The organism is Pseudomonas oryzihabitans (assembly GCF_024652905.1).
Taxonomy (GTDB): Bacteria; Pseudomonadota; Gammaproteobacteria; order Pseudomonadales; family Pseudomonadaceae; genus Chryseomonas; species Chryseomonas benzopyrenica.
This window is the reverse complement of the sequence record NZ_CP102428.1, coordinates 1,504,119-1,527,664: the sequence shown is the minus strand read 5'-3', so window position 1 is coordinate 1,527,664 and position 23,546 is coordinate 1,504,119. Positions and strand designations below refer to the sequence as shown.

The window sequence follows — 23,546 nt, the reverse complement described above, 5'->3', positions numbered from 1 at the left end:
AAGCGCTTGGTAGCCACATCGAGCCTCAGGCGCCGACGTGACGCTCCTGGTGAGCGGTGGTCTGGAGCAGATCGAGGTACAGCGAGGCATAGGGCTTGGCGCATTCGGACCAGAAAAATGGTCCCTGCATTGCCCGGTGACGCATGGCCAGCAGCAGGCCCTGACGTTCGAACACACCCAGGGCGCGGTCGATGGCGCCAAGGTAGTTTTCCAGCGACAGCGGGGCGAACAGGAAGCCGGTGGTACCGTCCTCGATGCTGTCGGCCAGGCCTCCAGTGCGGGTGGCGATCGGTAGGGAAGCGAAGCGCTGGGCGTACATCTGGCTCAGGCCGCAAGGCTCGAAACGCGAAGGCATCAACAGGAAGTCGCTGCCGGCGTACATCCGCCGGGCTTCGGTTTCGCAGAAGCCGATGTGGGCACTGACGCGACCCGGATAGCGCAGGGCCAGGGCACGCACCTGGCGCTCGATATGGGGCTCGCCGCAACCGATGATCATCAACTGGCCACCGCGGGCGACGATGTGATCGGCGGCCTGGATGGTCAGATCGATGCCTTTCTGCTGGACCAGCCGCGAGACCACGGCGAACAGTGGGCCATTGGACGGCTCGAGGCCGAATTCCTCTCGGATGCGGGCGGCGTTGACCGCCTTGCCGTCCCAGTCGGATTCGTGGAACTGCTGGCAAAGGTGCGGATCGCTGCAAGCGCTCCAGCCATCGTCGATGCCGTTGAGCAGGCCGGTCAGCTTGCCGTCCCGCGCCTTGACCTGCAGCAGGCCTTCCAGGCCACAGCCGAATTCCGGCGTGGTGATTTCCTGGGCGTAGGTGTGGCTGACCGTGGTGATATGGTCGGCATAGACCAGACCGGCCTTGAGAAAGGAGACCTTGCCCCAGAATTCGAGGCCTTCCATCTGGAAGGCGTGGGCCGGAATGTCCAGGTCGGCCATGACCGAGGCCGGGAACAGGCCCTGATAGGCCAGGTTATGGATGGTGGTCAGACAGGGAGTGCTGGCACCCTTCCAGCGCAGGTAGCCGGCGGCGAGGCCGGTCTGCCAGTCGTTGAGGTGCAGCAGATCCGGAACCCAGCGAATCGAGGCATCGCCTAGAGCGAAGTCAGCGGCAGCGCTGGCCAGACGACCGAAACGGATGTGGTTGTCAGCCCAGTCGGCGCCGTTCAGGTCGCCGTAAGGGTTGCCCGAGCGTTCGTACAGCTCGGGACAGATCAATACATAGACGACCAGCCCGTCGTCCAGATTGACGCGACCAATGTCACAGGCGGGCATGGCGGCACGGGCAGCGATGCGGCCGACCATCTGCACACGGTCCTTGATCGCAGCCATCACCTGACGGTAACCGGGAATCAGCACCCGGACGTCATGGGAGGCCGCGAGGGCGCGCGGCAGGGCGCCCGAAACCTCGCCCAGGCCACCAGCCTTGACGAAGTCGGAAATCTCCGGGGTCACGAAAAGAATGCGCTTGCGGCTTTCGACAACGGAGCTCAGCGTCAGCTGAGGCTCTTCGACACGCTTGCGAGGAGAGCTGGATGTGGTGGTGCGAGTGGCAGTTTCTACGGGCTCCAGAGCCCCAAATTTCCCCACGACGGCATTTGCCATGGTGCGCTCCCAATGCAGCAAGTTCGAGACTGAGGTTTACCTGATTGCTTCTTCCTGAAGCTCGATGCTCCTGGTTCAAAAACGCCTACAGCCGAGCTGCTACAGCCTTTTTGCCGGTCACCTCTTCTGAGATGTCTGGATTTGGGCGAGAACTGCTTCGCGGATTTCCAGATTGCTCTCGCACTGACTCACGGACGACGTCACAAGTTTCCCGCGCGAATGTTGCGGTCTTGCTTCGCGTTGCCAAATACATGCCCAAAAGGTGACGCTCATTCTTGGTGCGCTAAGAAATAAGGGCCAGGTGAACCGCTTTATGGGCGCCTGATCGCCGCAATTGGCCGACAAATCAGACTTCTGGCTGGCGTACGACTGGCTCCTGCCTTTCGTCGGATCGCGGCGTGGGAAGGGCATCGCGGCGTCCCAGTTCAGTCCGTAGCTTGGGCAGACAGAGGGGGAATTCGCGATTGATGTAGGTGATCAGCCGTTCCCGCACAAAGCAGCGCAGGTCCCAGTTCTTCGAGGAATCGCCCGAGCTCACCAGCACCCGGATCTGGATGGAATCATGGGACGCATCGGTCACCTGCAGCACGCAGACACGCTCGTCCCATAAATGGGGCACCTCGGCACAGGCGCGTTCCAATTCGGTGCGGATCGGCGCCAACGGCAGGGAATAGTCAACCCATATGAAGACCGAGCCAATGAGACTGGACGACGAGCGTGTCCAGTTCTGGAAGGGGGTTTCGATGAAATATTGCAGGGGCACTACCAGGCGGCGGTCGTCCCAGATGCGTACCACCACATAGGTACCGGTGATCTCTTCCACGCGCCCCCATTCACCCTCGACGATGACCACGTCATCCAGCCGGATCGGTTGGGTCACGGCGATCTGCAGGCCGGCGATGAGATTGCCCAGGACCGGGCGCGCGGCGATGCCCGCCACCAGGCCGGCGACACCGGCGGAGGCGAGCAGGCTCGCACCTACTTGGCGCACGGCCGGAAAGGTCATCAGCATCAAGGCGATACCCACCAGCAGGACGATAAAACTGAGGCTGCGTACCAGCACCCGGTTCTGCGTCTGAATCCGGCGGGCCCGCAGGTTGTCCACCACATCCACCGGATTGCGCAGGGCGATTGTGGCCCCGACGGCCTTGACCGCCCGGAGGCCCAGCCAGGTAAAGGCAGCGATGCTCAGTAGACCGGTGACGTGCTGTACGGCGCGCAACAGTGGCAGGGCATCGGGTGCGGAATTCCAGACACCTTGGAGCACCACCAGGGGTACGGCGAGGCGTGCGGGTTTTTCTGCGTACTTGACCAGGTTGCGGGCGAGCAGAAAGGGACTGGCCAGGCGGCGGATGGCGGCGAATGCCAGCGTCAGGGCGATGGTACTGATCAGCAGGGCGACCGCCGCCGCAATCAGCGTGGTGATCCAGGGGGCGTTGAGCCAACCCGTCCAATCGATGGCCGTCATGCGCATTTTCCTCCGGCAGACGGCTCCCCGTGATCCTGAAAAGCTGACACGCCGGAATCGCGAGGGAGCCTTTCGAGATACCTGTTTTCCGACTGAGGAGCTCCGGTACGGTTCCCTGGAGAAACCAGGCTTTCTGGTAATACCACCCCTAAAGTTGAAAGCTTTGGTAACCGGACAATTTTTTTGTAATCAGTGAGGCAGGATGTCGCATCACACGTCTAAGCTCAGGGGAGACTGCGCAGCTGACGCCGGATAGGAGTAGAATTCGCGCCCCAACGAGATACGTCCAGTCAGATGGCGGACCTGCGGAGATCGAGCGGATTTATGAAACCAGTGGTAGTGGTCGTCGAAGACGAGAACATGTTGCTCGGGCTGATGGAAGAGGTGCTCGAAGGTGAAGGCTTTCAGGTGCGCACCTTCGGTACCGCGGATCAAGCCTGGGAGTACCTGTCTAGTGCACGTCCGACGCCGGATCTGCTGATCACCGATGTCCGCATGCCAGGTGCCATCGATGGTCTGGAGCTGGCGCGCCGCGTCAAGCAGCAGCTGCCGGGTCTGCCCATCATCGTCTCTTCGGGTTATTTTGAAGAACTCCAGCCCGAACGCGCTCCCGATATCTACTATCTGCCCAAGCCCTGGCGCTTCGACGATCTGCTGGCTGGCTGTTTCCGCTTTCTCAATCAGCGCAAAGGCTGATCCCTGTCTCTTGCGGCCTGGTTCCAGGCCGCGGCTCGCTGTTCGGGACGGTTACCTTGCCAGCCGGTAGATGACCTTCCGGCTCTCTGCCTAAGCTGATTCCATATAGTTATTTATCAAGCGATCTTTAGATCGTTTAGCTTGGCCTCCAACAGGCATCGCGTTGATGCCGAGGACGCGCTTTGGCGCGTCTGCCGACAAGGAGGCCTTTGTGAATTTGCTGATCAAATCCCTGGTTCTGACTGTAGGCATGGCAGCGCTCGCGGGGCAGGCGTCCGCGGTCGATCTGGTGGTGGGCTATCAGACCGGTGTCGATCCATCCAAGGTCGCCCAGGCCGATGGCCTCTACGACAAGGCGGTCGGTCACAAGATCGACTGGCGCCGTTTCAACAGTGGTCCCGAGGTCGTCGCCGCGCTGGCTTCGGGGGATGTGCAGATCGGCAATCTAGGTTCCAGCCCCCTGGCAGCGGCCACCTCGCGCAAGCTGCCGCTGGTGACCTTCCTCGTGGCCGCACAGATCGATTCCGCCGAAGCCCTGGTGGTGCGCAATGGCAACGGTATCGACCAACCCGAGCAACTGGTTGGCAAGACCATCGCCACCCCCTTCGTCTCCACCTCGCACTACAGCCTGCTCGGCGCGCTCAAGCACTGGGGCGTGGACCCGACCAAGGTCAAGATCGTCAATCTCAATCCCACCGAGATCGCCGCGGCCTGGCGCCGGGGCGACATCGATGGCGCCTTTGTCTGGTCACCGGCGTTGGGCGAGATCAAGAAGAACGGCAAGGTCCTCGCCGATGCGGCCCAGGTAGGCAGCTGGGGGGCACCGACCTTCGAGGTCTGGGTGGCGCGCAAGGACTTCGCTGAAAAGCATCCCGAAATCCTCGCCCAGTACGCCAAGGTCACCTTGCAGGCCTTCGCCGACTATCAGGCCCACGGCAAGGACTGGAACGCCGGGTCCGAGCAGGCCAAGAAGATCGCTCGCCTGACCGGCGCGGACGCCGCTGATGTGCCTGAGCTCCTCGCCGGGTCCCGTTATCCGGATGCCGAGGCCCAGCTGGGCCCTGAGCTGCTCGGTGGTGGCACGGCCAAGGCCATCGCTCGTACCGCCGAATTCCTCAAGGAACAGAAGCGCATTCCCACGGTGCTCGACGACTACTCGCCCTATGTCAGCGCCGCATACGTCCGCGCGGCCCAGTAACGACCCTTCTTCACGCCACGACTCGCCCCTCTTTGGAGGGGCTTTTTTTCCCTGCCGACAGGAGCCGGTCATGAGTCGACTCACCCTGGAACAGGCCAGTCTCGGATTCGTCCGCGGTGGTCGCCGTCAACCGATCTTGCAGCAGCTCGACCTCGCGGTGGAGAAGGGCGCTTCCCTGGTGGTACTGGGGCCGTCCGGCTGCGGTAAATCCAGCCTGCTCAACGTCCTCGCCGGGTTCCAATCGCTGGACGCGGGGCGTGTGCAGCTCGATGGTCGTACCTTGGCGGGACCGGGCGGCGAGCGCGGCGTGGTGTTCCAGGACGATGCCCTGATGCCTTGGCTCAATGCCCTCGACAATGTCGCGCTCGGCTTGCGCCTGCGGGGGCTGAGCCGGCGTGAACGAGAGGACAAGGCCCGCGAGATGCTCGACCTGGTCGGGCTGGCGCACCATGCCGGCCATGGCATCGGCGAATTGTCCGGGGGCCAGCGCCAGCGCCTGGGGCTCGCCCGCGCCCTGGCGGTGGATCCGGATTTCCTGCTGCTGGACGAACCCTTCGGCGCCCTTGACGCCCTGACCCGGGAACGGATGCAGGTGCTGCTGCTGGAGGTATGGAAGCGCACCGGCAAGGGCCTGTTCCTCATCACCCACAGCGTCGATGAGGCGCTGTTTCTGGCCACCGAACTGCTGGTGCTGGACGGGCCGCCGGCGCGCATCTTGCGGCGCCTGGACGTGCCTTTCGCCCGCCGTTATCTGGCAGGGGAGCCCGTTCGCCAGATCAAGGCCGATCCCCGTTTCGCCGAGCTGCGCCAGGAGTTGCTCGACCTCTTTCTGCAGGAGTCGCCCGATCATGTCCTCTGACACCCTCGTTTCCACTCTGCAAGACTCCCGAGAGCGCCGTCGATTGCGCCTGGATCGCCGTCGCGTGGCGGCGCTGGGCACCTTGGCCGGCGTGGCGACGCTCTGGTGGAGCGCGACCCATCTGGGCTGGGTGGACACCCTGTTCCTGCCGTCGCCCGAGCAACTGCTGGTCGCCCTGCAGGGGCTGCTCGCCGAGGGCTACCTGGATGCCAGCCTCTGGCAACACCTGGGCACCAGCCTCCTGCGAGTCCTGGCTGCGCTACTGGCAGCCGTGTTGACCGCGGTGCCCCTGGGTATCGCCATGGGCCTCAATCCCACGCTGAATGCCGCACTGGATCCGCTGGTGGAGTTCTATCGACCGATCCCGCCGCTGGCCTATCTGCCGCTGATGGTGATCTGGTTCGGTATCGGCGAGTTGTCCAAGGTGCTGCTGATCTATCTGGCGCTGTTCGCACCGTTGCTGATCGCCACCGTGGGCGGGGTGCGGCGGGTCGATCGAGCGCGTCTCCAGGCAGTGCGCTGCCTGGGCGCGTCGCGAGGGCAGGTGGTGCGTCACGTAATCCTTCCCAGCGCCTTGCCGGACATTCTCACCGGTCTGCGTATCGCCCTGGGTGTGGGCTGGTCGACCCTGGTGGCGGCCGAGCTGATCGCCGCCAATCGCGGCCTGGGCTTCATGGTGCAATCGGCGGCGCAATTCATGGCCACCGATGTGGTGGTGGTGGGCATCCTGCTGATCGCCAGCATCGCGCTGTCCATCGAGCTCGGCTTACGCGCCCTGCAGCGACGCTATGCCGGTTGGCGCTGAGGAGCTCACGATGGCCATCACCTTCGAACGTCTCGGCTCTGCCTTGGGTGCGCGCGTCCATGGCCTGGATCTGCGCGAGGCCCTGGATCCCACCAGCCATGTCGCACTGCATCGGGGATTGCTGGAGCACCAGGTGCTGTTCCTCCGTGACCAGTTGCTCACGCCTCGCCAGCAACGGGACGTAGCCGCCCATTTCGGTGATCTGCACATCCATCCGATCTATCCCAAGCATCCCGAGCAGCAGGAAATCCTGGTGCTGGATACCGAGTTGAACGATCTGCGGGACAATGCGCTCTGGCATACCGACGTCACCTTCATCCAGACGCCACCCCTGGGATCGCTGCTGAGCGCACGCCAGGTGCCGGCGTACGGCGGCGACACCCTTTGGGCGAGCAGTTCGGCAGCCTATGCGGCCTTGTCCGCGCCGCTGCGCGAATTGCTCGACGGCCTGAGCGCCTGGCACGACCTGAGCAAGTCCTTTCCACTGGAACGCTTCGGCCATACCGCGGAGGGCCTGCAGAGCTTCAACGCGGCACGCGCCGCCAATCCGCCGGTACGCCATCCGGTGGTACGGGTACATCCGGAAACCGGGGTCAAGGGATTGTTCGTCAGCGCTGGCTTCACCACCCGGATCCACGAGCTGGAAGAGGCCGAAAGCGATGCGCTGCTGCAGCTGCTGTTCGCCCACGCCGCCCGACCGGAGTTCCAGGTGCGCTGGCAATGGCGGGCGGGCGACCTGGCCTTCTGGGACAATCGCATCACCCAACACTATGCCTGCGACGACTATCGTCCCCAGCGCCGCGTGATGCACCGGGCGACCATTCTGGGTGATCGTCCGCGTGGCCCTGGCGAGGCGCGGTGATGGCGCGTGCCGCGACCGGGAGCGGCGGGATCAGTTGCCCAGGACGTCGACCAGCCCCAGGATGAAGAACAGCACGATGCACACCGCCGCCACGACGACAGGGATGAAGCGCGGATCCTTGATAGCTTTCCACATGGCCTGACGATTGCTGCGCGACCTTTCCATGACACCGCTCCTGGGAGAAAGCCGGCGAGCTTAAAGCATCGCCGGGGGCGGCGAACAGCGGGGCAGGGCCGCTCTCGTCGGCGTTTCCGGCTGCTTCGGCAGCCTAGGCGACGCCGATCTTCCATTGCGGCGGTGGCGGAGTGCCGTTGACCGCGAAGTCACCGACGATACGATCCTTGTAGATGCGCGGATTGTGGGAGGCGAGGGTGCGGGCATTGCGCCAGAAGCGATCCAGTCCCAAGGGTCGCAGCGTGGCCGAGGCGCCCAAGGCATCGAACAGGCGGCCGGAGGCGTCGATGATCAGGTCCGTGACCACATTGAGCGATTGGCAGACCTCCAGTTCGGCCAGTGCCACGGCGCTGTCCTCGGCGGCCTGGTCGTCCGCCTGCCGGAGGTCATGCACGCGCTGCAATGCCTCGGCATTCTTCAGCGCGATCACCCCGGCACAATAGGCGGCGCTGCGTACCTGGCCCACCACGGCCAGCACCTGCGGATCCTGGCTGACACGGTCGGCGTTGCCGATGGTGAAGGTGCGGGTACGGGCCGCGACCGCGGCGGCCACCTCGCTGCTCATGGCCCGGCCCAGGCCCGCCAGATTGGCGAGATGAAAGACCTGGAAGAAGCCGGGCGAATAGCGGAAGCGCTCGCCCACGGTGACCACATCGGTGGGTTCCACCCGCACATTGGTGAAGGTCGCCGTGCCACTGGCGGTCAGGGTCTGGCCGAAACCGTTCCAGTCGTCCACCACCTCGACGCCGGGTGCCTCGCGGCGGACAGTGGCCATTACGCGGTCGCCAGCGTCGTCGGTGGCACCCACGTCGATCCAGTCGGCATAGAGCGAACCGGTGGTGTAGAACTTGGTGCCGGAGAGCAGCAAGGCGTCTCCCTCCCGGCGCAAGCGGGTGCTGAATTCGGCCCGCCGGGCATCGCCGACTTCGCTGGACGCCGGACCCAGGGTTTCGCCGGCAGCAATACGGGCGAACCAGCGTGTGCGGCGTGCCTGGTCATCGCTGTTGAGCAACCCTTCGACAAAGCCCATGTGACCGCGCAGCGCCTGGACCAGATTGGAATCCGCCTCGCCGAGCTCGATGAGCAGGGCGAACAACTCTGGCAGCGTGACACCGGCGCCACCGTGCTCGATCGGTACCCGCAACGCGGTGAAGCCGGCCGCCTTCAGCCAGTCCAGTTCTTCGACCGGCAGCCGCCGCTGCACCTCGCGCTCGATGGCACGTGCGCGAATGCGCTGGAACAGCGGCTGGAAGCGCGCTGAGAGTTCGGCATGGCGTTCGGAAGGGCCGGCGCCCCAGCCTGCGGAGAGGGTGCTCATGGGATAGGAGATCCTTGTGGTCGTGTCGGGCGGGATTCAGGGCAAGCGAGGCCAAGACGGGCCATTTCGGTGTGGGCGGCGTTGGTGCGACCGATCAGCAGGATCGTCGCGACCAGGCGATGAACCAGGTCGTTCAGCGCCGGTAGCCTTGTTACCGGGCGACAGCCAGGGGATATGGCCTGTCCGTGAGCGGCTGCCCGCCGCACCTTGACCCGGCGCGGTTGGAAGGCCCGCTGGCTCGCAGGGCCTTTTGCCGCGAAAAAGCGCGCGGTCTTAGTGCTAGGGAAAATATCGATAAAGAAGCGCATGGCCACTTCTGGCAGAACGAAAGTCCAGCGAGTCTAGAAGACTCGCGGAGAGCGCTGCCAATCTTCAAAGCTGCTAAGGATATGCCCTTAGTTGTCTCGCCAGATAACTGTCTTTCCGGCAACACCTGAACTCAGTTAATGGGTTTTTTACTTCTAAGCTTAGGCTTTTAAAGCTAGGGGTATAAAGCAGTGAGTGATGGAAAGTTGGTGTCGGAACCCGTTTGGAATAGCGCTGGAGTTGTCTAGACCGAATGCCCGAGAGCAACTTCTTCATGAGGTAATGCTTTAACGATATTTGGCTTCTCGGCCGTTTGTCCCTAGGGTCACCACTGTTATCCGCTATCAGGACCCCGTGGTGACTGTCTATCTGGATGCGCGGCATCGCCGCCTGGTCAAATTACTTCTGAGTACCTTTGCCGCCCGCAGCGAGTGGCCTACCTGGGGGCTGGTGGTTGGCGTTTACGCCAGCTGGCTGACGCTCATCTGGGCCTGGCCATTGCTCGGCTACTGGACACTGCCGCCGCTGATACTGGTCGTGGTGTTGCACCAGTCCCTGCAACACGAGCTGATCCATGGTCACCCCACGCGCTGGTCCCGCGTGAATGCGCTGTTGGCCTATCCGCCGCTCGGCCTCTGGTTTCCCTTTCCGCTCTACCGCGACAGCCACCTGGCCCACCATCGCCGCGAGACCCTTACCGACCCCACGCTGGATCCCGAGAGCCGCTATGTCGATGGGGAGCTATGGGAGCGGCGAGGACAGACCGGGCGTGCCTTGCTCTGGCTGGACAAGACCCTGATCGGGCGAATCCTGGTGGGACCAGTCCTGTCGCTGCACGGCATGCTGGATCACGAACTGGGTCGCTGGCGGCGTGGCGAGCAGGGCGTACTGCGCGTCTGGCTGGAGCATCTGGCGCTGTGCGCAGGACTGCTTCTGACGATCCACGGGCTGTCTGGAATGCCCGTCGCCGTCTATGTGCTGGGGGTCGCCTGGCCGGCGCTGGCGTTGGCACTGGTCAGATCCTTCTACGAGCATCGCCCGGCCGTGGATCCTGCCCAGCGCTGCGTGCTCAACGAAAGCGGCGGGGCCATGCGCTGGCTGTTTCTCAACAATACCCTGCACCTGGTTCACCACGATCTTCCGGGCTTGCCCTGGTATCTCATCCCGCGGGTCTACCGCGCCCGGCGCGGTGCCTACCGGGTGCGCAGCGGTGATTTCGTGTTCTCCGGTTATCGCGAACTGGGTCGGCGTTTCGGCTGGCGCGCCGTGGATGCACCGTTACACCCTACGGCGACCCTTTCAGCGCGGCCGGTAGGGACCGAGGATCGCCCTTGCGTTTCCAGTCTTCCCTGGTAATACCACCCCTTTGTAAAAGATCCCTGCGTGTCTCGTACCGTGCCAAATGGAAAACAGGGTGGTGCAGTGCCCCTTGCGACCTTGGCAGCTCTGCTAGAGTGCCCACTCCGCCAGGATGCCCAGGAGATAGGCGTGCAAGACTCGACCTTTGACGTGATCGTGCTGGGGCTGGGCGCCATGGGTTCGGCCACGCTTTACCACTTGGCCAAGCGTGGCGTGAAGGTCGCGGGCATCGATCGCCATTCGCCACCCCACGACCTGGGTTCCAGTCACGGCGCAACGCGCATTACCCGCCAGGCGGTGGGCGAGGGCGCAGCCTACGTGCCCCTGGCGCTCCGCTCGCAGCAGCTCTGGCGCGAGCTGGAAGCGGAGCGGGGCGTCAGCCTCTTCGAGCAATGTGGCGTGCTGATCATGACCGCCACGGCGACGGCCACCTCCCATCACGGTCGCCCGGATTTCACCCGGGCGACTCTGGAACTGGCTCGCCAATACGGTATTCCCCACGAAGCCTGGGAGGGCGCCGCCATTCGCCAGCGTTTCCCGCAATTTCGCGTGGCAGACGATGCCCTCGGCTATTTCGAGCCGGGAGGCGGCTATCTGTATCCGGAAGCCTGTATCCAGGCGCAGCTGGACGGGGCTCTGGAGCGGGGTGCGCGGATCCAAACCGATACGGTCATCGAACGCCTGGAAGCGGACGGGCAGGGCGTGCGACTGCATTCTGCCCAGGGCGGTTGGCGCGCGAAGCGGGTCATCGTCGCCGCCGGCATGTGGAGCGCTGAACTGCTGGGAGCGCCTTTCGATCGGCTGCTGCGCGTTTGCCGCCAGAGCCTGCGTTGGTTCGAGGTAGCCGACCCCGCGCTGTTCCCGAGCGATTCGCCCACCTTCATCCTGGCCCACGGCAGTGGCGACAGCGATCTCTTCTACGGCTTTCCACCGCTGCCCGGCGAGAACGCCGTAAAGGTCGCCACCGAACAGTATACGGATAATACCACCCCTATAGGCATTGATCGAAATCTACACCCGGAAGAATCGCACCAGCTGTTCAGTGATCAAGTGGAGAAGTGGGTCGGTGGTCTTTCGGCGCGCACGGTGCGCAGCGCCGTCTGCGCCTACACGGTCACGCCCGATTTCGGTTTCATCGTCGACGAGCATCCCGCGCTGCCGGGCGTGACCGTGGTCAGCGCCTGTTCGGGACATGGCTTCAAGCATTCGGCCGCGCTGGGCGAGGCGCTTGCCCAGCGCGTGACCACCGGGCACAGCGACATCGATCTGGACAGCTTCAGTCTGGCTCGATTCGGCTAGCGGTTGCGCACCGTCAGGGTGACCAGTCGGGTCACTACCAGGGCGATGTACATGACCCCGGAGAACTGACCGAGCATGACCAGCGAGCGTGCCATCGGCTTGATCGGGTAGATGTCGCTCAGGCCGACACCCGACAGGATGGCGAAGCTGACGTAGAGCAGCTCCGTCCAGGTGCGGGCGGCCAGGGGATCGTTGGCGGCGGTGAAACTGTTGGGCTGCAGGATCTGGCAGGCCGAATAGGCGTGAGCGAAGGCCCAAGCCAGCAGGGTGAAGGTCGCGCCCACCGCGAAGAGTTCGTCGGTGGTGGCCCGCTGATCCTCCATCATGTAGGCGATGAGACTGCCGGCGGCATAGAAATAGAAGATCGCATCGAGGATGGCCAGGGACACCACCAGGTGCCGATCCCCATGCCATTCCACCAGTACCGTGAGCACCAGGATGCAGCCGGCGAGGATGAAGCCCAGCCACTGAATGGTCGGGCTGCGCCGGACCATGCGCAGGGCGGTGGCCAGGACGATGATGCCAAAGGCACCGATGATGGCGCGACCGTGCTCTTCCTGTTCCACGAAGGGATAGAGCAGCAGGCCGAGCAACTGGATGAACAGCAGGTTGGCGGAGGGATAACGGACCAGGTAGTGCAGCGGACTCTTCATCGCGACTCGGCGAAAGCTCAGGGGGCGGCCAGCGTAGCGGGTGGCGCAGCGCTTCGCCACGGGAGCCTTGCGCTCCCGTGGCTCGGGCCTCAGACCGCCTTGCGGCGGGTGGAGGGCAGCAGGATGGTGAGGATGCCCAGCAGCGGCATGTAGGAGCACAGCTGGTAGACGTATTCGATGCCGCGATGGTCTGCCAGATTGCCCAGGCCGGCGGCGGCGATGGCGCTGAAGCCGAACATCAGGCCAAAGAATATTCCGGCGATCATGCCGACGTTGCCCGGGACCAGTTCCTGGGCGTAGACCACGATGGCCGAAAAGGCCGAAGCCAGAATGAAGCCGATGACGACGCTGAGCACGCTGGTCCAGAACAGATCGACGTAGGGTAGCGCGAGGGTGAAGGGCGCCGCACCCAGGATCGAGAACCAGATGACGGCCTTGCGACCGATGCGATCGCCGATGGGGCCACCGAAGAAGGTGCCCGCCGCGACTGCACCCAGGAAGAGAAAGAGGTGCAGCTGGGAGCTGGCCACCGAGAGACCGAATCTTTCGATCAGGTAGAAGGTGAAGTAGCTGGTGATGCTGGCCATGTAGATGTACTTGGAGAACACCAGCAAGGCCAGCACGATCAAGGCGAAGGTCACTCGCCCGCGCGACAGGCCGTGGCTGACCGCGGCCGCTTTGCGACCCTTGGCGCTGCGCAGGTGATTGCGATACCAGCGCGATAGCCCGTATTGCACGCCGATGGCGAACAGCGCGAAGAGCGCGAACCAGGCGACGTGGGTCTGGCCGTAGGGGATGACGATGGCTGCGGCCAGCAGCGGGCCGATGGCCGTGCCGGCGTTGCCGCCGACCTGGAAGGTGGATTGCGCCAGACCGAAGCGACCGCCCGACGCCAGGCGCGCCACCCGCGAAGTTTCGGGATGGAAGGTCGAGGAGCCGACACCGATCAGCGCCGACGCAGCCAGGATTGCCGGAAAGCTGCCGACAAAGGCGAGCAGCAGTACGCCAATCAGGGTGCAGACCATGCCAGCCGGCAGCAGATAGGGTTTAGGATGGCGGTCGGTGTGGAAACCGATCCAGGGTTGCAGCAGGGAGGCAGTGATCTGGAAGGCCAGGGTGATCAGACCGATCTGGGTAAATGTCAGACCATAGCTGTCCTTGAGCATCGGATAGATCGATGGCAGTACGGACTGGATCAGGTCGTTGATCAGATGGGCAAGGGCACAGGAGGCCAAGATTCCTGCTACCAGCGGCGAAGCGCCTGCGGCAACGGCGGTTGGAGTTTCGCCAGCGGTGGCTGGCGTGGCAGGGGAAACGGCCATGCAGGTATTACCCTTATTATTTATGTCCAGCCGCTCACTGTGGCATCCTGTGGCATCGGAATCCAGTGCCAGTTACCGGATGTTTCCGGCAACCGACCCCTTATCATCTGGGCTATTGACCTGGATTGGGATCGATCGCACCTTCCACTCTTTCACGCTTTTGTAATGGCAAATCCCATGACAGCCAAAGATCCACTGCTCCTCGATCAGCAATTGTGCTTCTCCCTGTATTCGGCTTCGCTGGCGATGACGCAGCTCTACAAGCCCCTGCTGGAGAGCATGGGCCTGACCTTTCCACAATATCTGATCATGCTGGTGCTCTGGGAGCACGACGGCCTCACCCTCAAGGAGCTGTCCAACCGTCTGCGACAGGATTCCGGCGCCCTGACCCCGGTGGTCAAGCGTCTCGAAGCGGGCGGACTGGTCACGCGCCGCCGCAGTGCGGAAGACGAGCGCAATCTGTCGATCGAACTGACGCCGGCAGGTCGCACGCTGCGGGAGCAGGCCAATGGCGTAAACGGCCGGGTTCGGGAAGTGTGCGCGCTGGGCGACGCTGGATTGGACGACTTGCGCGAGACGCTGGTGATGCTGCGCAATCGACTGGACGAGGAAGGCAATCCGACTTCCTGAACCAACCGGGGACACACGGTTCCCATGGCTACAGCCGCCGGGGAATTCGCATGACCTTCACCTACCAGCTCGATCAAGATTACCTGCTCGTGGACCTCACCAGTGGTCGCACTGCGGGCAAGTTGCTGCAGGGCGAGCTGCACATCGCCAAGAGTTGCCAGGAAGAGGATCCCCGGACCTATGCGCAGCTGCTCGACGAAACGCTGCGCAGCACCCTGGGCGACGAGGTCGGCCAACGCGAGGGGGATATCCTCACCCTGCGTCGTACCGGTATCAAACTGCGCCTGGTCCCTCTGGAAATCGCCTGTGACTAGGCGGCGCCACGGCCAAGGAGCGTCCTGAACAACCAGGCGACCAGCGCCACGTTGATCAGCGCCAGCAGGCAGAGCAATCCCAGCACTGCCTGCGGACCTTGGTGCTCCAGCACATAACCGCAAAGCAGGGGCGTGGCCGCCTGGCCCAAGAGCGCCGGGCGCGCCATCCGCCCCAGGACCGTGGCGTATTCGGCTGGACTCCACAGCGCCAGGGGCAAGGCGCCGCGAATGATCGCCCTGAGGCCATTGCCCGCGCCGAAGATCACCAGACCCACTACCGTCACCCAGACGAGGCTCGGCCCCAGGGTCACCAGCAGCAGACCGACTGCCGTGCAGATCACCGAGGCCAGGGCCGTCCACAGGGGGTGGCCATTGCGATTGAGCAGGTCGATGATCCGCGAGGCCACCTGGCTCGGCCCCAGGCAGGCGCTCAGGGCCACCGCGCTCGCCAGGCTGTAGCCAAGGCCCTGCAGCAGGGTGATCAGCTGGATGGAAATGGCCGTCATCAGCACGGCGCCCAGGGTGAAGAGCGCCGTGAGCACGGTATAGAGCAGACGGTTTACCGCTACCTCCGGCGCCACCTGACTTGGCCGTGGTGCCTGGGCGGCGAGGGCTGGCGCGGGCAGGGCGCGCCGGTACAGCGGCCAGATCGTCAGCAAGAGAACGGCCGCATAGGCCAGGCAGGCACCGCGCCAGCCGAGGTGACTGACCATGAAGGCCGCGATGGGCCAGGTGATGGCGGTACAGAAGCCGGATACCAGGGTGATGCCGCTGATCGCCGAGCGAGCCTGGGCGCCGTAGCAGGTACCCAGGGTGGCGAACAGTGCATCGTAGAGACCGGCGGCCATGCCGATGCCCATCACCACCCAGGCCAGCAGGAACACCGGCAGATGTTGGGCGCAGGCCATCAGCGTCAGGCCGGCGGCAACGCCCAGTCCGCTCAGCGACAGCAGCGTGCGGCCACCCTGGCGGGCGATCAGGCGTCCGCAAGCGGGTGCCAGCAACCCGGACACCAGGACCCCGAGCGAGAGCCCCCCATAGACCCATTGGCGAGACCAGCCGGTCTCCTGAACCACCGGATCGGCGAGCACGGCCAGAATGAAGAAGGAACCACCCCAGACGAGGATCTGAGCGACGCCGAGCAGCAGGATGTGGGACGTGGAGGCCTTGGCGGAAACGACGGACATGGCGGACTGCACCGACCGGAAAGGAGGAGGCGGACCTTAGCGGCGACCCTTCTTCACCGCAATCGTCTGATTTGTTTTTTGGCGCCAGTATTTTGCAATCAATCCGACATCTCCCTTGCCTAGACTGCTGACTCGAACGTCTTTTTGCAGTGACCTTCCATGCGCCGTATCCTCGCTCCATTTCGTCGTCTGTCGCGTCGTTCCTGGCTGAGAGCCTTAAAGACCGGTCCGCGGATGCTGTGTTCCTTTACCTTCGCCGCCGTCCTGCTCGCCGGGCTGGGCAGCTTTTCGCTATGGGAAATGCAGCAGTTGCGTCGTCAGGCCCTGAGCATGGAACAGGACTGGTTGCCGAGCATCGCCATCGCCGACTCCCTGGCGATCAACCTCGGCAAGTTGCGCAACCAGGCCTCGGTGGTCCTGCTCAACGCCGAAGACCCGGGCGCCGTGGCCATGAGCCGAGTGACCCTGGAGCAGCTGGTCAACGAGACCGACCAACTGTTCCGCGACTATGAGCCGGTCATCACCGATGCGACCGAGCGGGATTCGGTCAAGGCCCTGCACGAGGCCTACCTGCCTTTCGTGGAAGGACTGCGCGAGGAGGTGCGTTTGATCGAGCAGCAGCAGCTTCCGGCCGCGCGGATGCAGCTGGATACCGTGGTTGGCCTCAAGGGCGACCTGATGGACATGCAGGTGCAGCTCCTGCGCGAATTGAACAAGCAGGGCGCCGCCCAGGCCAAGGAGGTGGCCAATGCCCAGTTCCTCCAGGCCCGCGCCATCGTCTGGTCGGTCATTGGCGGCGCCATTCTCCTCTTGCTGCTGCTGGCCTGGTGGCTGACCCGGAGCGTGGTGCAGCCGCTGCGGCAGGCACTGGACATCTCCGCCGGCATCGCCGCGGGTGACCTGCGGCAGACCATCCAGCCCCAAGGACGCGACGAGGCGGCCATGCTGCTGCTGGCACTGGAGCGCATGCAAGGCAATCTGCGCGAGGTGCTGGCCCATACCGGCAATGCCTCCGAGCAGTTGGCCTCGGCCTCGACCCAGATGAGCGCGGTAATGGATGAGAGCAGCCGCAACCTGGAGCAGCAGACGACCGATATCCAGCACGCGGCGGATGCGGTCAATCTGCTCAATCAGGCGGTGCAGTCGGTGTGCGAGCACGCCACATCCACCTCCGCCGAATCGCGGCGCTGCGTCGATCAGGCCAAGCAGGGGCAGGCACAGGTGCAGCAGACCCTGGTCGCCATCACTCAATTGGTGGGTAACGTGGATGAAGCCGCTACCCAGGCCGATCACCTGGCCGAGCAGTCCAAGGGCATCAGCAAGATGCTCGACGTCATCCGCAACGTGGCGGAGCAGACCAACCTGCTGGCGCTCAATGCCGCCATCGAGGCCGCCCGTGCGGGTGATGCCGGGCGGGGCTTCGCCGTGGTGGCCGATGAGGTGCGTGGCTTGGCGCGGCGTACCGGCGAGTCCACCCGGGAGATCGAGGGCCTGATCGACGGTGTGCAGCAGGTCAGCGAGAAGACCGTGGTCGCCCTCGACCAGAGCCGGATCCAGGCCAGCCACACCCGCGAGCAGGCGCAGGCGACCTGGCAGGTGCTGGAGGGCATCACCCAGGCCATCACCGCCATCGGCCAGCGCAACGACGCCATCGCCGCGGCCACCGAAGAGCAGACCGCCACCACCGCGGCGGTCGATCGCAATCTGACGCTGATCCGCGACGCGGCGACCCAGACGTCCGCCGGCGCTCAGCAGGCTAGCGCCAGCAGCCAGCAACTTTCCGCCCTGGCTGCCGATCTGCACACTGCCTTGCAGCGCTTCGTGGTCTAGGTTCTGTACGAAACGTCGCCGAGCGCAGGCACTTCTCGTACTAAGCCTAGGGCGAGCCCGAATTCAGGCCGCCAGCATCACCCGGTCGCGGCCTTCCTGCTTGCCACGGTAGAGCGCCTGGTCGGCGCGCTCCAGGGCGCTGGCGAAGGCTTCGCAGTCGCGGATCTCGCACACGGCCAGGGTCGCCGTAACGCGCGCGGGACCGCGCTCCAGGGACTGGGTCACCTCGCTCAGTCGCTGGCGGATCCGCTCCGCCACGCCCCAGGCTACCTCGCTCTGGGCCTTGGGCAGCAGTACCAGGAATTCCTCGCCACCCCAGCGCGCGGCCAGATCCGACTGGCGAACCTCACGGCGGATGACGTCGGCGATGCGTTGCAGCACCAGGTCGCCACAGTCGTGGCCGAAGCGATCGTTGATGTGCTTGAAGTGATCGACGTCGAAGAGGATGAGGCTGCCACTCACGCCGCTGCGCTTCTCGGCCTGGTCGAGAATGCGCCGCCGGTTGTAGAGGTTGGTGAGGCTGTCGTGGCTGGCGGAATGCAGCAGGTCCAATTGCATCTTGGTGCTGTGATGAAAGGAGGCACCGGTGCCGTAGAGCAGCAACAACAGGGCACTGATGATGTTGAGGGTGCCGAACAGCTTCATCGTCAGCGGGGCGAGGGTCGCCGGTGTGTGCAGCAGATAGCCACCCGCCAGGGTCACCAGAATGCCGATGACCAGCAGCAGATGCCGCAGAGGGGCGGTGCGGTAGTTGTAGATGACGATGGGCAGGATGCACAGCACGTAGTAATGAAAATTGCTGTCCCAGCCGAGTTGCCAGGTGGCGATCCAGGCGTGGGCGACGATCTCGCAGCTCATCGTCAGGCTGGCGATGCGATAGCGACGCTGGCGCAGGGCGATCAGGCAGCCCACATAGGCCGCTACGCTGATCACGTTGGTCCAGGCCATCAGCATCTGGTCGAGCAGGACGAAAATGACCAGTAACGCTACATGAATCACCATGGCCGCCTGGACCACGGGCTTGGCGACTTGCCAGAATTTGTCCAGGGAGTCGTTGAGAGCCTGGTTGCGATCGCGGTAGGAAAGAGCACTCATGAAGGGGTCACCATAAAGCAGTGCGCCAATAATAAACGCGCTAACAGTAAGCTTAATGGCAAACGGCCATTCTGGGTCATCCTTTAGCCGAATGGAGTATAGAAAGGATCAGGCGGAGCGTTGCGCCCGCTGGCAGCGCTCAAGGCAGGGTCCGGTTGGTTGAGATTGTCTGTCTTATCCGCCCAGACGCCTGCTGATGGCCTGGGCAGCGGCGTGGAGGCGGAGCGTGGCAGGACCTTCCGCCTCGGCCTTGAAGCCTGGTGCGGCCCCGACCACGGTCAGCACCCCAGCCAGTCGGCCACCGGCACCCAGCAAGGGCGCGGAGAGCGCGTTGACGCCGGCCATCAGCAGGCCGTGTACCGGTTGGATTAGGGTTTCCCGCAACTGGCGTGCGGTTTCTTCCAGCGTCGCTGCAGCGGGCGCATCCGGTTGGCACAGCTCCTCTTCACGCAACGCCGCGGTCTCGGCATCTGGCAGAAAGGTGTTGAACACCAGGCCGGTGGAGGAGCCCAGCAACGGCAGCACCGAACCGACCTGGGTCACCAGGGTGACGGCGCGCACCGCCTGCTCCACCAGCACCACGGTCGGCCCCTTGTTACCCCAGACCGCCAGAAAGCAGGTTTCGCCCACCTCATCGCGCAGCTCGGCCAGTACCGGCGCCGCCAGCTTCACCACATCCAGGCGACCCAAGGCCGCCAGACCGACGAAAAGCGCCGCCTGGCCAAGGCCGTAATGGTTGGTGCGCGGATCCTGTTCGGCGAAACCGCTGGCGATCAGGGCCTGCAGATAGCGGTGCACCTTGCTGGCGGGCATGTCCAGGTGGCTGGCCAAGCGCGACAAGGAGGTAGCGGGTGCCAGCTCGGCGAGGGCCTTGAGGATGTCGGTACCGACCTCGGCTGCCTGCACCTTCTGCCGCCGTGGGGCAACTTCTTCTGGAATGTTCGTCATCTGCTCGATCGCATGGGGAAAGGCAGCGTTATAGCTTGACGCTCCCCTGGGTTCAATTTACTTTTTGCGTAAACCTATTACGCATAATGGGTGCTCAGGTGAACAGACAAGAACAAGCAGCAACGCCCGTGACCTATCAGTCCGGCTTCGGCAATCACTTCAGTACCGAAGCGCTGCCGGGCGCGCTGCCGATCGGGCAGAATTCGCCGCAAAGGGCGCCCTTCGGGCTCTATGCCGAGCAACTGTCCGGGACGGCCTTCACCGTGCCGCGCCACGAGGCGCGGCGCTCCTGGCTGTATCGACTCAGGCCATCGGCCGCCCACGGCCGTTTTCAGCGCAGCGTCGCCCAGTTGACCGGCGCCGAGCTGGGTGGCGCAACGCCCAATCGCCTGCGCTGGAATCCCTTGCCGCTCCCGGAAGCCCCCACCGATTTCCTCGCCGGGCTGGAGCGGATCGTCGCCACTGCCGAGGGCGACCAGGCCGAGGGCGTCAGCCTCTACCGCTATGCCGCCAACGCCAGCATGACCGGGGTGTTCTACGACGCCGATGGCGAATTGCTGATCGTGCCCGAATGGGGCCGTCTCGATCTGCTCACCGAGCTGGGGTTGCTGCGTATCGAACCCTTGGAGATCGCGGTGATCCCGCGCGGAATGAAATTCCGGGTGGAGCTGGTGGAGGGCGAAGCGGTCCGCGGTTATGTCTGCGAGAACCACGGTCGTTCCCTGCGCCTGCCGGAGTTGGGCCCCATCGGCAGCAACGGCCTGGCCAATCCGCGGGACTTCCAGGCGCCCGTGGCCCGCTTCGAGGAGGTCACGACGCCGACCCGGTTGGTGCAGAAATTTCTCGGCGAGCTCTGGGAAACCGAGTTGGATCACTCGCCTTTGGACGTGGTCGCCTGGCATGGCAACCACGTGCCCTACAAATACGACCTGCGCCGCTTCAACACCCTGGGCACGGTCAGTTTCGATCATCCGGATCCGTCCATCTTTACCGTGCTGACCGCGCCCGGCGCCATCGAAGGCATGGCCAACATCGATTTCGTGATCTTTCCGCCACGCTGGATGGTGGCGGAAAACACCTTCCGCCCGCCCTGGTTCCACCGCAACCTGATGAACGAATTCATGGGGCTGATCCAGGGCGCCTACGACGCCAAGGCCGATGGCTTCGCGCCGGGTGGCGCCTCCCTGCATGGCTGCATGAGCGCCCATGGGCCGGACCACGTCTCCACCCAGAACGCCATCGCTGCCGACCTGCAGCCGCACAAGATCGAGAACACCATGGCCTTCATGTTCGAGACCGCTCGCGTCCTGCGGCCGACCCGTCACGCGCTGGCGTCGCCGCTGCTGCAGCCTGACTACGACGCCTGCTGGGCAGGCCTCGCCAAGACCTTTGTCGCGCCCAACGCGGGAGAACCGGCATGACCCACGAATTGCACAGCTGGGTGGCCTCGGCCAACGGCCATGCGGATTTTTCCCTGCACAACCTGCCCCTGGGCGTATTCAGTCGTGGCGAGGAGACGCCCCGTGGGGGCGTGGCCGTGGGTGATTTCATCCTCGATCTCGGTTTCGCCCTCGAAGCCGACCTGTTCCAGGGCGAGGCCCAGCGCGCCGCCGAGCTGGCCGGCCAGACGACACTGAATGCCTTCTTCGCCGCCGGCACGCAAGCGCGGGTCGCCCTACGCCAGGCCGTGCAGGCGCTGCTGCGCGCCGATCATCCGCAACGCGAGCACCTGCAGGAATTGGGCGAACACTTGCTGGTGCCCCAGGGTGCCTGCCGGATGTACCTGCCCGCGCGGGTCGGCGACTACACCGATTTCTATGTGGGTATTCACCACGCCACCCAGATCGGCCGGCTGTTCCGCCCGGACAATCCGCTGCTGCCCAACTACAAGCACGTGCCCATCGCCTATCACGGTCGCGCCTCGACGCTCGGGGTTTCCGGCGAGGCCTTCAAGCGGCCCAAGGGCCAGACGCTGCCACCCGGGCAGGACGTACCGGTCTTCGGACCCTGCCGCCGGCTGGACTACGAACTGGAGCTGGGCATCTGGATCGGGCCGGGCAATGCCCAGGGCGAGCCCATCGCCATTGGCGACGCGGCAGCGCATATCGCTGGCTTCTGCCTGCTCAACGACTGGTCGGCGCGGGATATCCAGGCCTGGGAATACCAGCCGCTGGGGCCCTTTCTGTCGAAGAGCTTCGCCAGCACCCTGTCGCCCTGGGTGGTCACGGTGGAAGCCCTGGCACCCTATCGCCGGGCGCAACCGGCGCGGCCCGAGGGCGATCCCCAGCCGTTGCCCTATCTGTTCGACGAGCACGACCAGGCCCAGGGCGCCCTGGATATCGAGTTGGAGGTGCTGCTGCGTACGCCGCGCATGGAGGCGCAAGGGCTGCCCGCCCAGCGAATCGCCCTGAGCAACACCCTGAACATGTACTGGACAGTGGCGCAGATGGTGACCCATCACACGGTCAACGGCTGTGCCCTCAGGCCGGGCGACTTCCTTGGGTCGGGCACTCTGTCCGGTCCGGATGCCGACAGCTGCGGCAGCCTGCTGGAACTCACCCAGGGCGGCAAGCAGCCGCTACAGCTGCCCGGTGGTGAGACCCGTACCTTTCTGGAGGACGGCGACGAGGTCATCTTCAGGGCCCGCTGCCAGACGCCTGGATTGCCCGGCATCGGCTTCGGCGAGTGCCGCGGACGGGTGCTGCCGGCAGGCTAGGGAAGGGCGGGCTTGGACGCGTTCAGCAGGGATGGCTCCTGACCTGAGCGCCGTTGACAAGCCCGCCGGACACGCGCAGATTCCTTTCAACGTAACTGACTTACGCATAATAAAAAGCCGACCGGCGACCACAGGACAGCCCTGATGGACCTCTATACCTACTACCGCTCGACCTCGTCCTACCGGGTGCGCCTTGCCCTGGCGCTGAAGGGACTGGACTGGCGCGCCGTACCGGTCAATCTGCTGGACGGCGAGCAGCGCCAGCCGGCCTACCGGGCGCTCAACCCACAGGGCCGGGTGCCCAGCCTACGCCTCGACAGCGGTGAGGTACTGATCCAGTCACCCGCCATCCTCGAATACCTGGAAGAACGCTATCCGGCGGTGCCGCTGTTGCCAGCCGAGCCACTGCTGCGTGCTCGTCATCGCGGCATCGCCGCGCTGATCGGCTGCGATATCCATCCGCTGCACAATGTCGCGGTGCTCAACCGCCTGCGCGGTCTGGGCCTGGACGAGCCGGCCGTTCTCGACTGGATTTCGCACTGGATAGGTGAAGGTCTGGCCGCGGTGGAGGCGCAGGTCGGTGATAGCGGATTCTGTTTCGGCGAACGGGGGCTGGCGGACGTCTATCTGCTGCCTCAGCTCTATGCCGCGCGGCGTTTCCAGGTGGACCTGTCGGTCTACCCGCGCCTGCTGCGCGTGGAGAGCCTGGCCGCAGCTGACCCCGCCTTTCAACAAGCCCACCCCGTGCTGCAAGCGGATAGCCCGGAGCGGGTGACCTCGTGAAGTTCCTCGGTTGCCAGCTCCTGCTCGGTGACTTCCTGGCCCGCAGCGTACGCGGAATCTCCTGCGCGCCACCCTTGACGACACGCTGACCCGCGTCATCGACAACGTCCGCACG

At 64.4% G+C, this 23,546-nt stretch carries 22 protein-coding genes; 13 read left to right on the top strand and 9 right to left on the bottom strand.

Annotated elements, in window-relative coordinates; all coding sequences use genetic code 11:
- Nucleotides 1-25 precede the first annotated feature (25 nt).
- Nucleotides 26-1,609 (bottom strand): glycogen synthase GlgA, encoded by a 1,584-nt coding sequence (glgA, locus tag NRG74_RS07070; RefSeq protein WP_237509563.1) that lies wholly within the window; start codon nucleotides 1,607-1,609, stop codon nucleotides 26-28.
- A 346-nt stretch (nucleotides 1,610-1,955) separates the two neighbouring features.
- Nucleotides 1,956-3,077, bottom strand: coding sequence for a mechanosensitive ion channel family protein (locus NRG74_RS07065; RefSeq protein WP_257706140.1), 1,122 nt, complete (start codon nucleotides 3,075-3,077; stop codon nucleotides 1,956-1,958).
- Between the two features lie 324 nt (nucleotides 3,078-3,401).
- On the opposite strand from NRG74_RS07065, the gene NRG74_RS07060 reads away from it, so the two are divergent.
- The 5 genes from NRG74_RS07060 to tauD all read left to right on the top strand — a co-directional run bounded on the left by NRG74_RS07060 (nucleotide 3,402) and on the right by tauD (nucleotide 7,497).
- Nucleotides 3,402-3,773 (top strand): response regulator, encoded by a 372-nt coding sequence (locus tag NRG74_RS07060; RefSeq protein ID WP_017639939.1) that lies wholly within the window; start codon nucleotides 3,402-3,404, stop codon nucleotides 3,771-3,773.
- Between the two features lie 250 nt (nucleotides 3,774-4,023).
- Nucleotides 4,024-4,971 (top strand): taurine ABC transporter substrate-binding protein, encoded by a 948-nt coding sequence (gene tauA, locus NRG74_RS07055; protein ID WP_257706568.1) that lies wholly within the window; start codon nucleotides 4,024-4,026, stop codon nucleotides 4,969-4,971.
- Nucleotides 4,972-5,041: 70 nt separating this feature from the next.
- A complete protein-coding gene (locus NRG74_RS07050) occupies nucleotides 5,042-5,830 on the top strand; it encodes a taurine ABC transporter ATP-binding protein (RefSeq protein ID WP_017639937.1) in 789 nt (262 codons plus the stop codon).
- The gene (gene tauC, locus NRG74_RS07045) at nucleotides 5,820-6,635 is read left to right on the top strand and encodes a taurine ABC transporter permease TauC (RefSeq protein ID WP_026083713.1); all 816 of its coding nucleotides are present in this window, start codon (nucleotides 5,820-5,822) and stop codon (nucleotides 6,633-6,635) included. Before NRG74_RS07050 ends, tauC begins: the two co-directional genes overlap by 11 nt.
- A gap of 10 nt (nucleotides 6,636-6,645) precedes the next feature.
- Complete coding sequence (tauD, locus tag NRG74_RS07040; RefSeq protein WP_064308784.1) at nucleotides 6,646-7,497, top strand: taurine dioxygenase; 852 nt, start codon at nucleotides 6,646-6,648, stop codon at nucleotides 7,495-7,497.
- A 30-nt stretch (nucleotides 7,498-7,527) separates the two neighbouring features.
- Here the strand turns inward: tauD and NRG74_RS07035 are convergent, their stop codons facing one another.
- On the bottom strand, nucleotides 7,528-7,662 hold the full coding sequence (locus tag NRG74_RS07035) for a hypothetical protein (RefSeq protein ID WP_256563047.1): 135 nt from the start codon (nucleotides 7,660-7,662) through the stop codon (nucleotides 7,528-7,530).
- A 103-nt stretch (nucleotides 7,663-7,765) separates the two neighbouring features.
- Entirely contained in the window at nucleotides 7,766-8,989 is a 1,224-nt protein-coding gene (locus tag NRG74_RS07030; protein WP_160922344.1) for an acyl-CoA dehydrogenase family protein, read from the bottom strand.
- A gap of 663 nt (nucleotides 8,990-9,652) precedes the next feature.
- Here NRG74_RS07030 and NRG74_RS07025 point away from each other — a divergent pair.
- Together NRG74_RS07025 and solA are read left to right on the top strand one after the other, a co-directional pair.
- A complete protein-coding gene (locus NRG74_RS07025; protein WP_257706139.1) occupies nucleotides 9,653-10,651 on the top strand; it encodes a fatty acid desaturase in 999 nt (332 codons plus the stop codon).
- Nucleotides 10,652-10,828: 177 nt separating this feature from the next.
- On the top strand, nucleotides 10,829-11,953 hold the full coding sequence (gene solA / locus NRG74_RS07020) for an N-methyl-L-tryptophan oxidase (protein WP_257706567.1): 1,125 nt from the start codon (nucleotides 10,829-10,831) through the stop codon (nucleotides 11,951-11,953).
- On the opposite strand, the gene NRG74_RS07015 is transcribed toward solA, so the two are convergent.
- Entirely contained in the window at nucleotides 11,950-12,606 is a 657-nt protein-coding gene (locus NRG74_RS07015; protein WP_160922782.1) for an ion channel, read from the bottom strand. The genes solA and NRG74_RS07015 overlap by 4 nt on opposite strands.
- Nucleotides 12,607-12,695: 89 nt before the next feature.
- Nucleotides 12,696-13,928, bottom strand: coding sequence for an MFS transporter (locus NRG74_RS07010; RefSeq protein ID WP_026083712.1), 1,233 nt, complete (start codon nucleotides 13,926-13,928; stop codon nucleotides 12,696-12,698).
- A 177-nt stretch (nucleotides 13,929-14,105) separates the two neighbouring features.
- Here NRG74_RS07010 and NRG74_RS07005 point away from each other — a divergent pair, with 177 nt between their 5' ends.
- Together NRG74_RS07005 and NRG74_RS07000 are read left to right on the top strand one after the other, a co-directional pair.
- Nucleotides 14,106-14,558: a MarR family winged helix-turn-helix transcriptional regulator gene (locus NRG74_RS07005; RefSeq protein ID WP_017639929.1), complete on the top strand. Its 453-nt coding sequence runs from the start codon at nucleotides 14,106-14,108 to the stop codon at nucleotides 14,556-14,558.
- 50 nt (nucleotides 14,559-14,608) lie between these two features.
- Nucleotides 14,609-14,872, top strand: a complete 264-nt coding sequence (locus NRG74_RS07000; protein ID WP_257706138.1) for a hypothetical protein — start codon at nucleotides 14,609-14,611, stop codon at nucleotides 14,870-14,872.
- On the opposite strand, the gene NRG74_RS06995 is transcribed toward NRG74_RS07000, so the two are convergent.
- Nucleotides 14,869-16,059: an MFS transporter gene (locus NRG74_RS06995; RefSeq protein ID WP_064308780.1), complete on the bottom strand. Its 1,191-nt coding sequence runs from the start codon at nucleotides 16,057-16,059 to the stop codon at nucleotides 14,869-14,871. The genes NRG74_RS07000 and NRG74_RS06995 overlap by 4 nt on opposite strands.
- A gap of 234 nt (nucleotides 16,060-16,293) precedes the next feature.
- Between NRG74_RS06995 and NRG74_RS06990 the strand changes: the two genes are divergently transcribed.
- Nucleotides 16,294-17,889, top strand: a complete 1,596-nt coding sequence (locus tag NRG74_RS06990) for a methyl-accepting chemotaxis protein (RefSeq protein ID WP_257706137.1) — start codon at nucleotides 16,294-16,296, stop codon at nucleotides 17,887-17,889.
- Nucleotides 17,890-17,952: 63 nt separating this feature from the next.
- Here NRG74_RS06990 and NRG74_RS06985 read toward each other — a convergent pair whose 3' ends face one another.
- Together NRG74_RS06985 and NRG74_RS06980 are read right to left on the bottom strand one after the other, a co-directional pair.
- On the bottom strand, nucleotides 17,953-18,984 hold the full coding sequence (locus NRG74_RS06985) for a GGDEF domain-containing protein (RefSeq protein ID WP_017639925.1): 1,032 nt from the start codon (nucleotides 18,982-18,984) through the stop codon (nucleotides 17,953-17,955).
- 174 nt (nucleotides 18,985-19,158) lie between these two features.
- Entirely contained in the window at nucleotides 19,159-19,932 is a 774-nt protein-coding gene (locus NRG74_RS06980) for an IclR family transcriptional regulator (RefSeq protein ID WP_257706136.1), read from the bottom strand.
- 86 nt (nucleotides 19,933-20,018) lie between these two features.
- Here NRG74_RS06980 and hmgA point away from each other — a divergent pair, with 86 nt between their 5' ends.
- The 3 genes from hmgA (at nucleotide 20,019) to maiA (ending at nucleotide 23,431) form a co-directional block, all read left to right on the top strand.
- Complete coding sequence (gene hmgA / locus NRG74_RS06975; RefSeq protein ID WP_257706135.1) at nucleotides 20,019-21,353, top strand: homogentisate 1,2-dioxygenase; 1,335 nt, start codon at nucleotides 20,019-20,021, stop codon at nucleotides 21,351-21,353.
- Complete coding sequence (fahA, locus tag NRG74_RS06970) at nucleotides 21,350-22,648, top strand: fumarylacetoacetase (RefSeq protein WP_257706134.1); 1,299 nt, start codon at nucleotides 21,350-21,352, stop codon at nucleotides 22,646-22,648. The genes hmgA and fahA overlap by 4 nt, the downstream gene beginning before the upstream one ends.
- A 144-nt stretch (nucleotides 22,649-22,792) precedes the next feature.
- Entirely contained in the window at nucleotides 22,793-23,431 is a 639-nt protein-coding gene (gene maiA, locus NRG74_RS06965) for a maleylacetoacetate isomerase (RefSeq protein ID WP_257706133.1), read from the top strand.
- Nucleotides 23,432-23,546 lie beyond the last annotated feature (115 nt).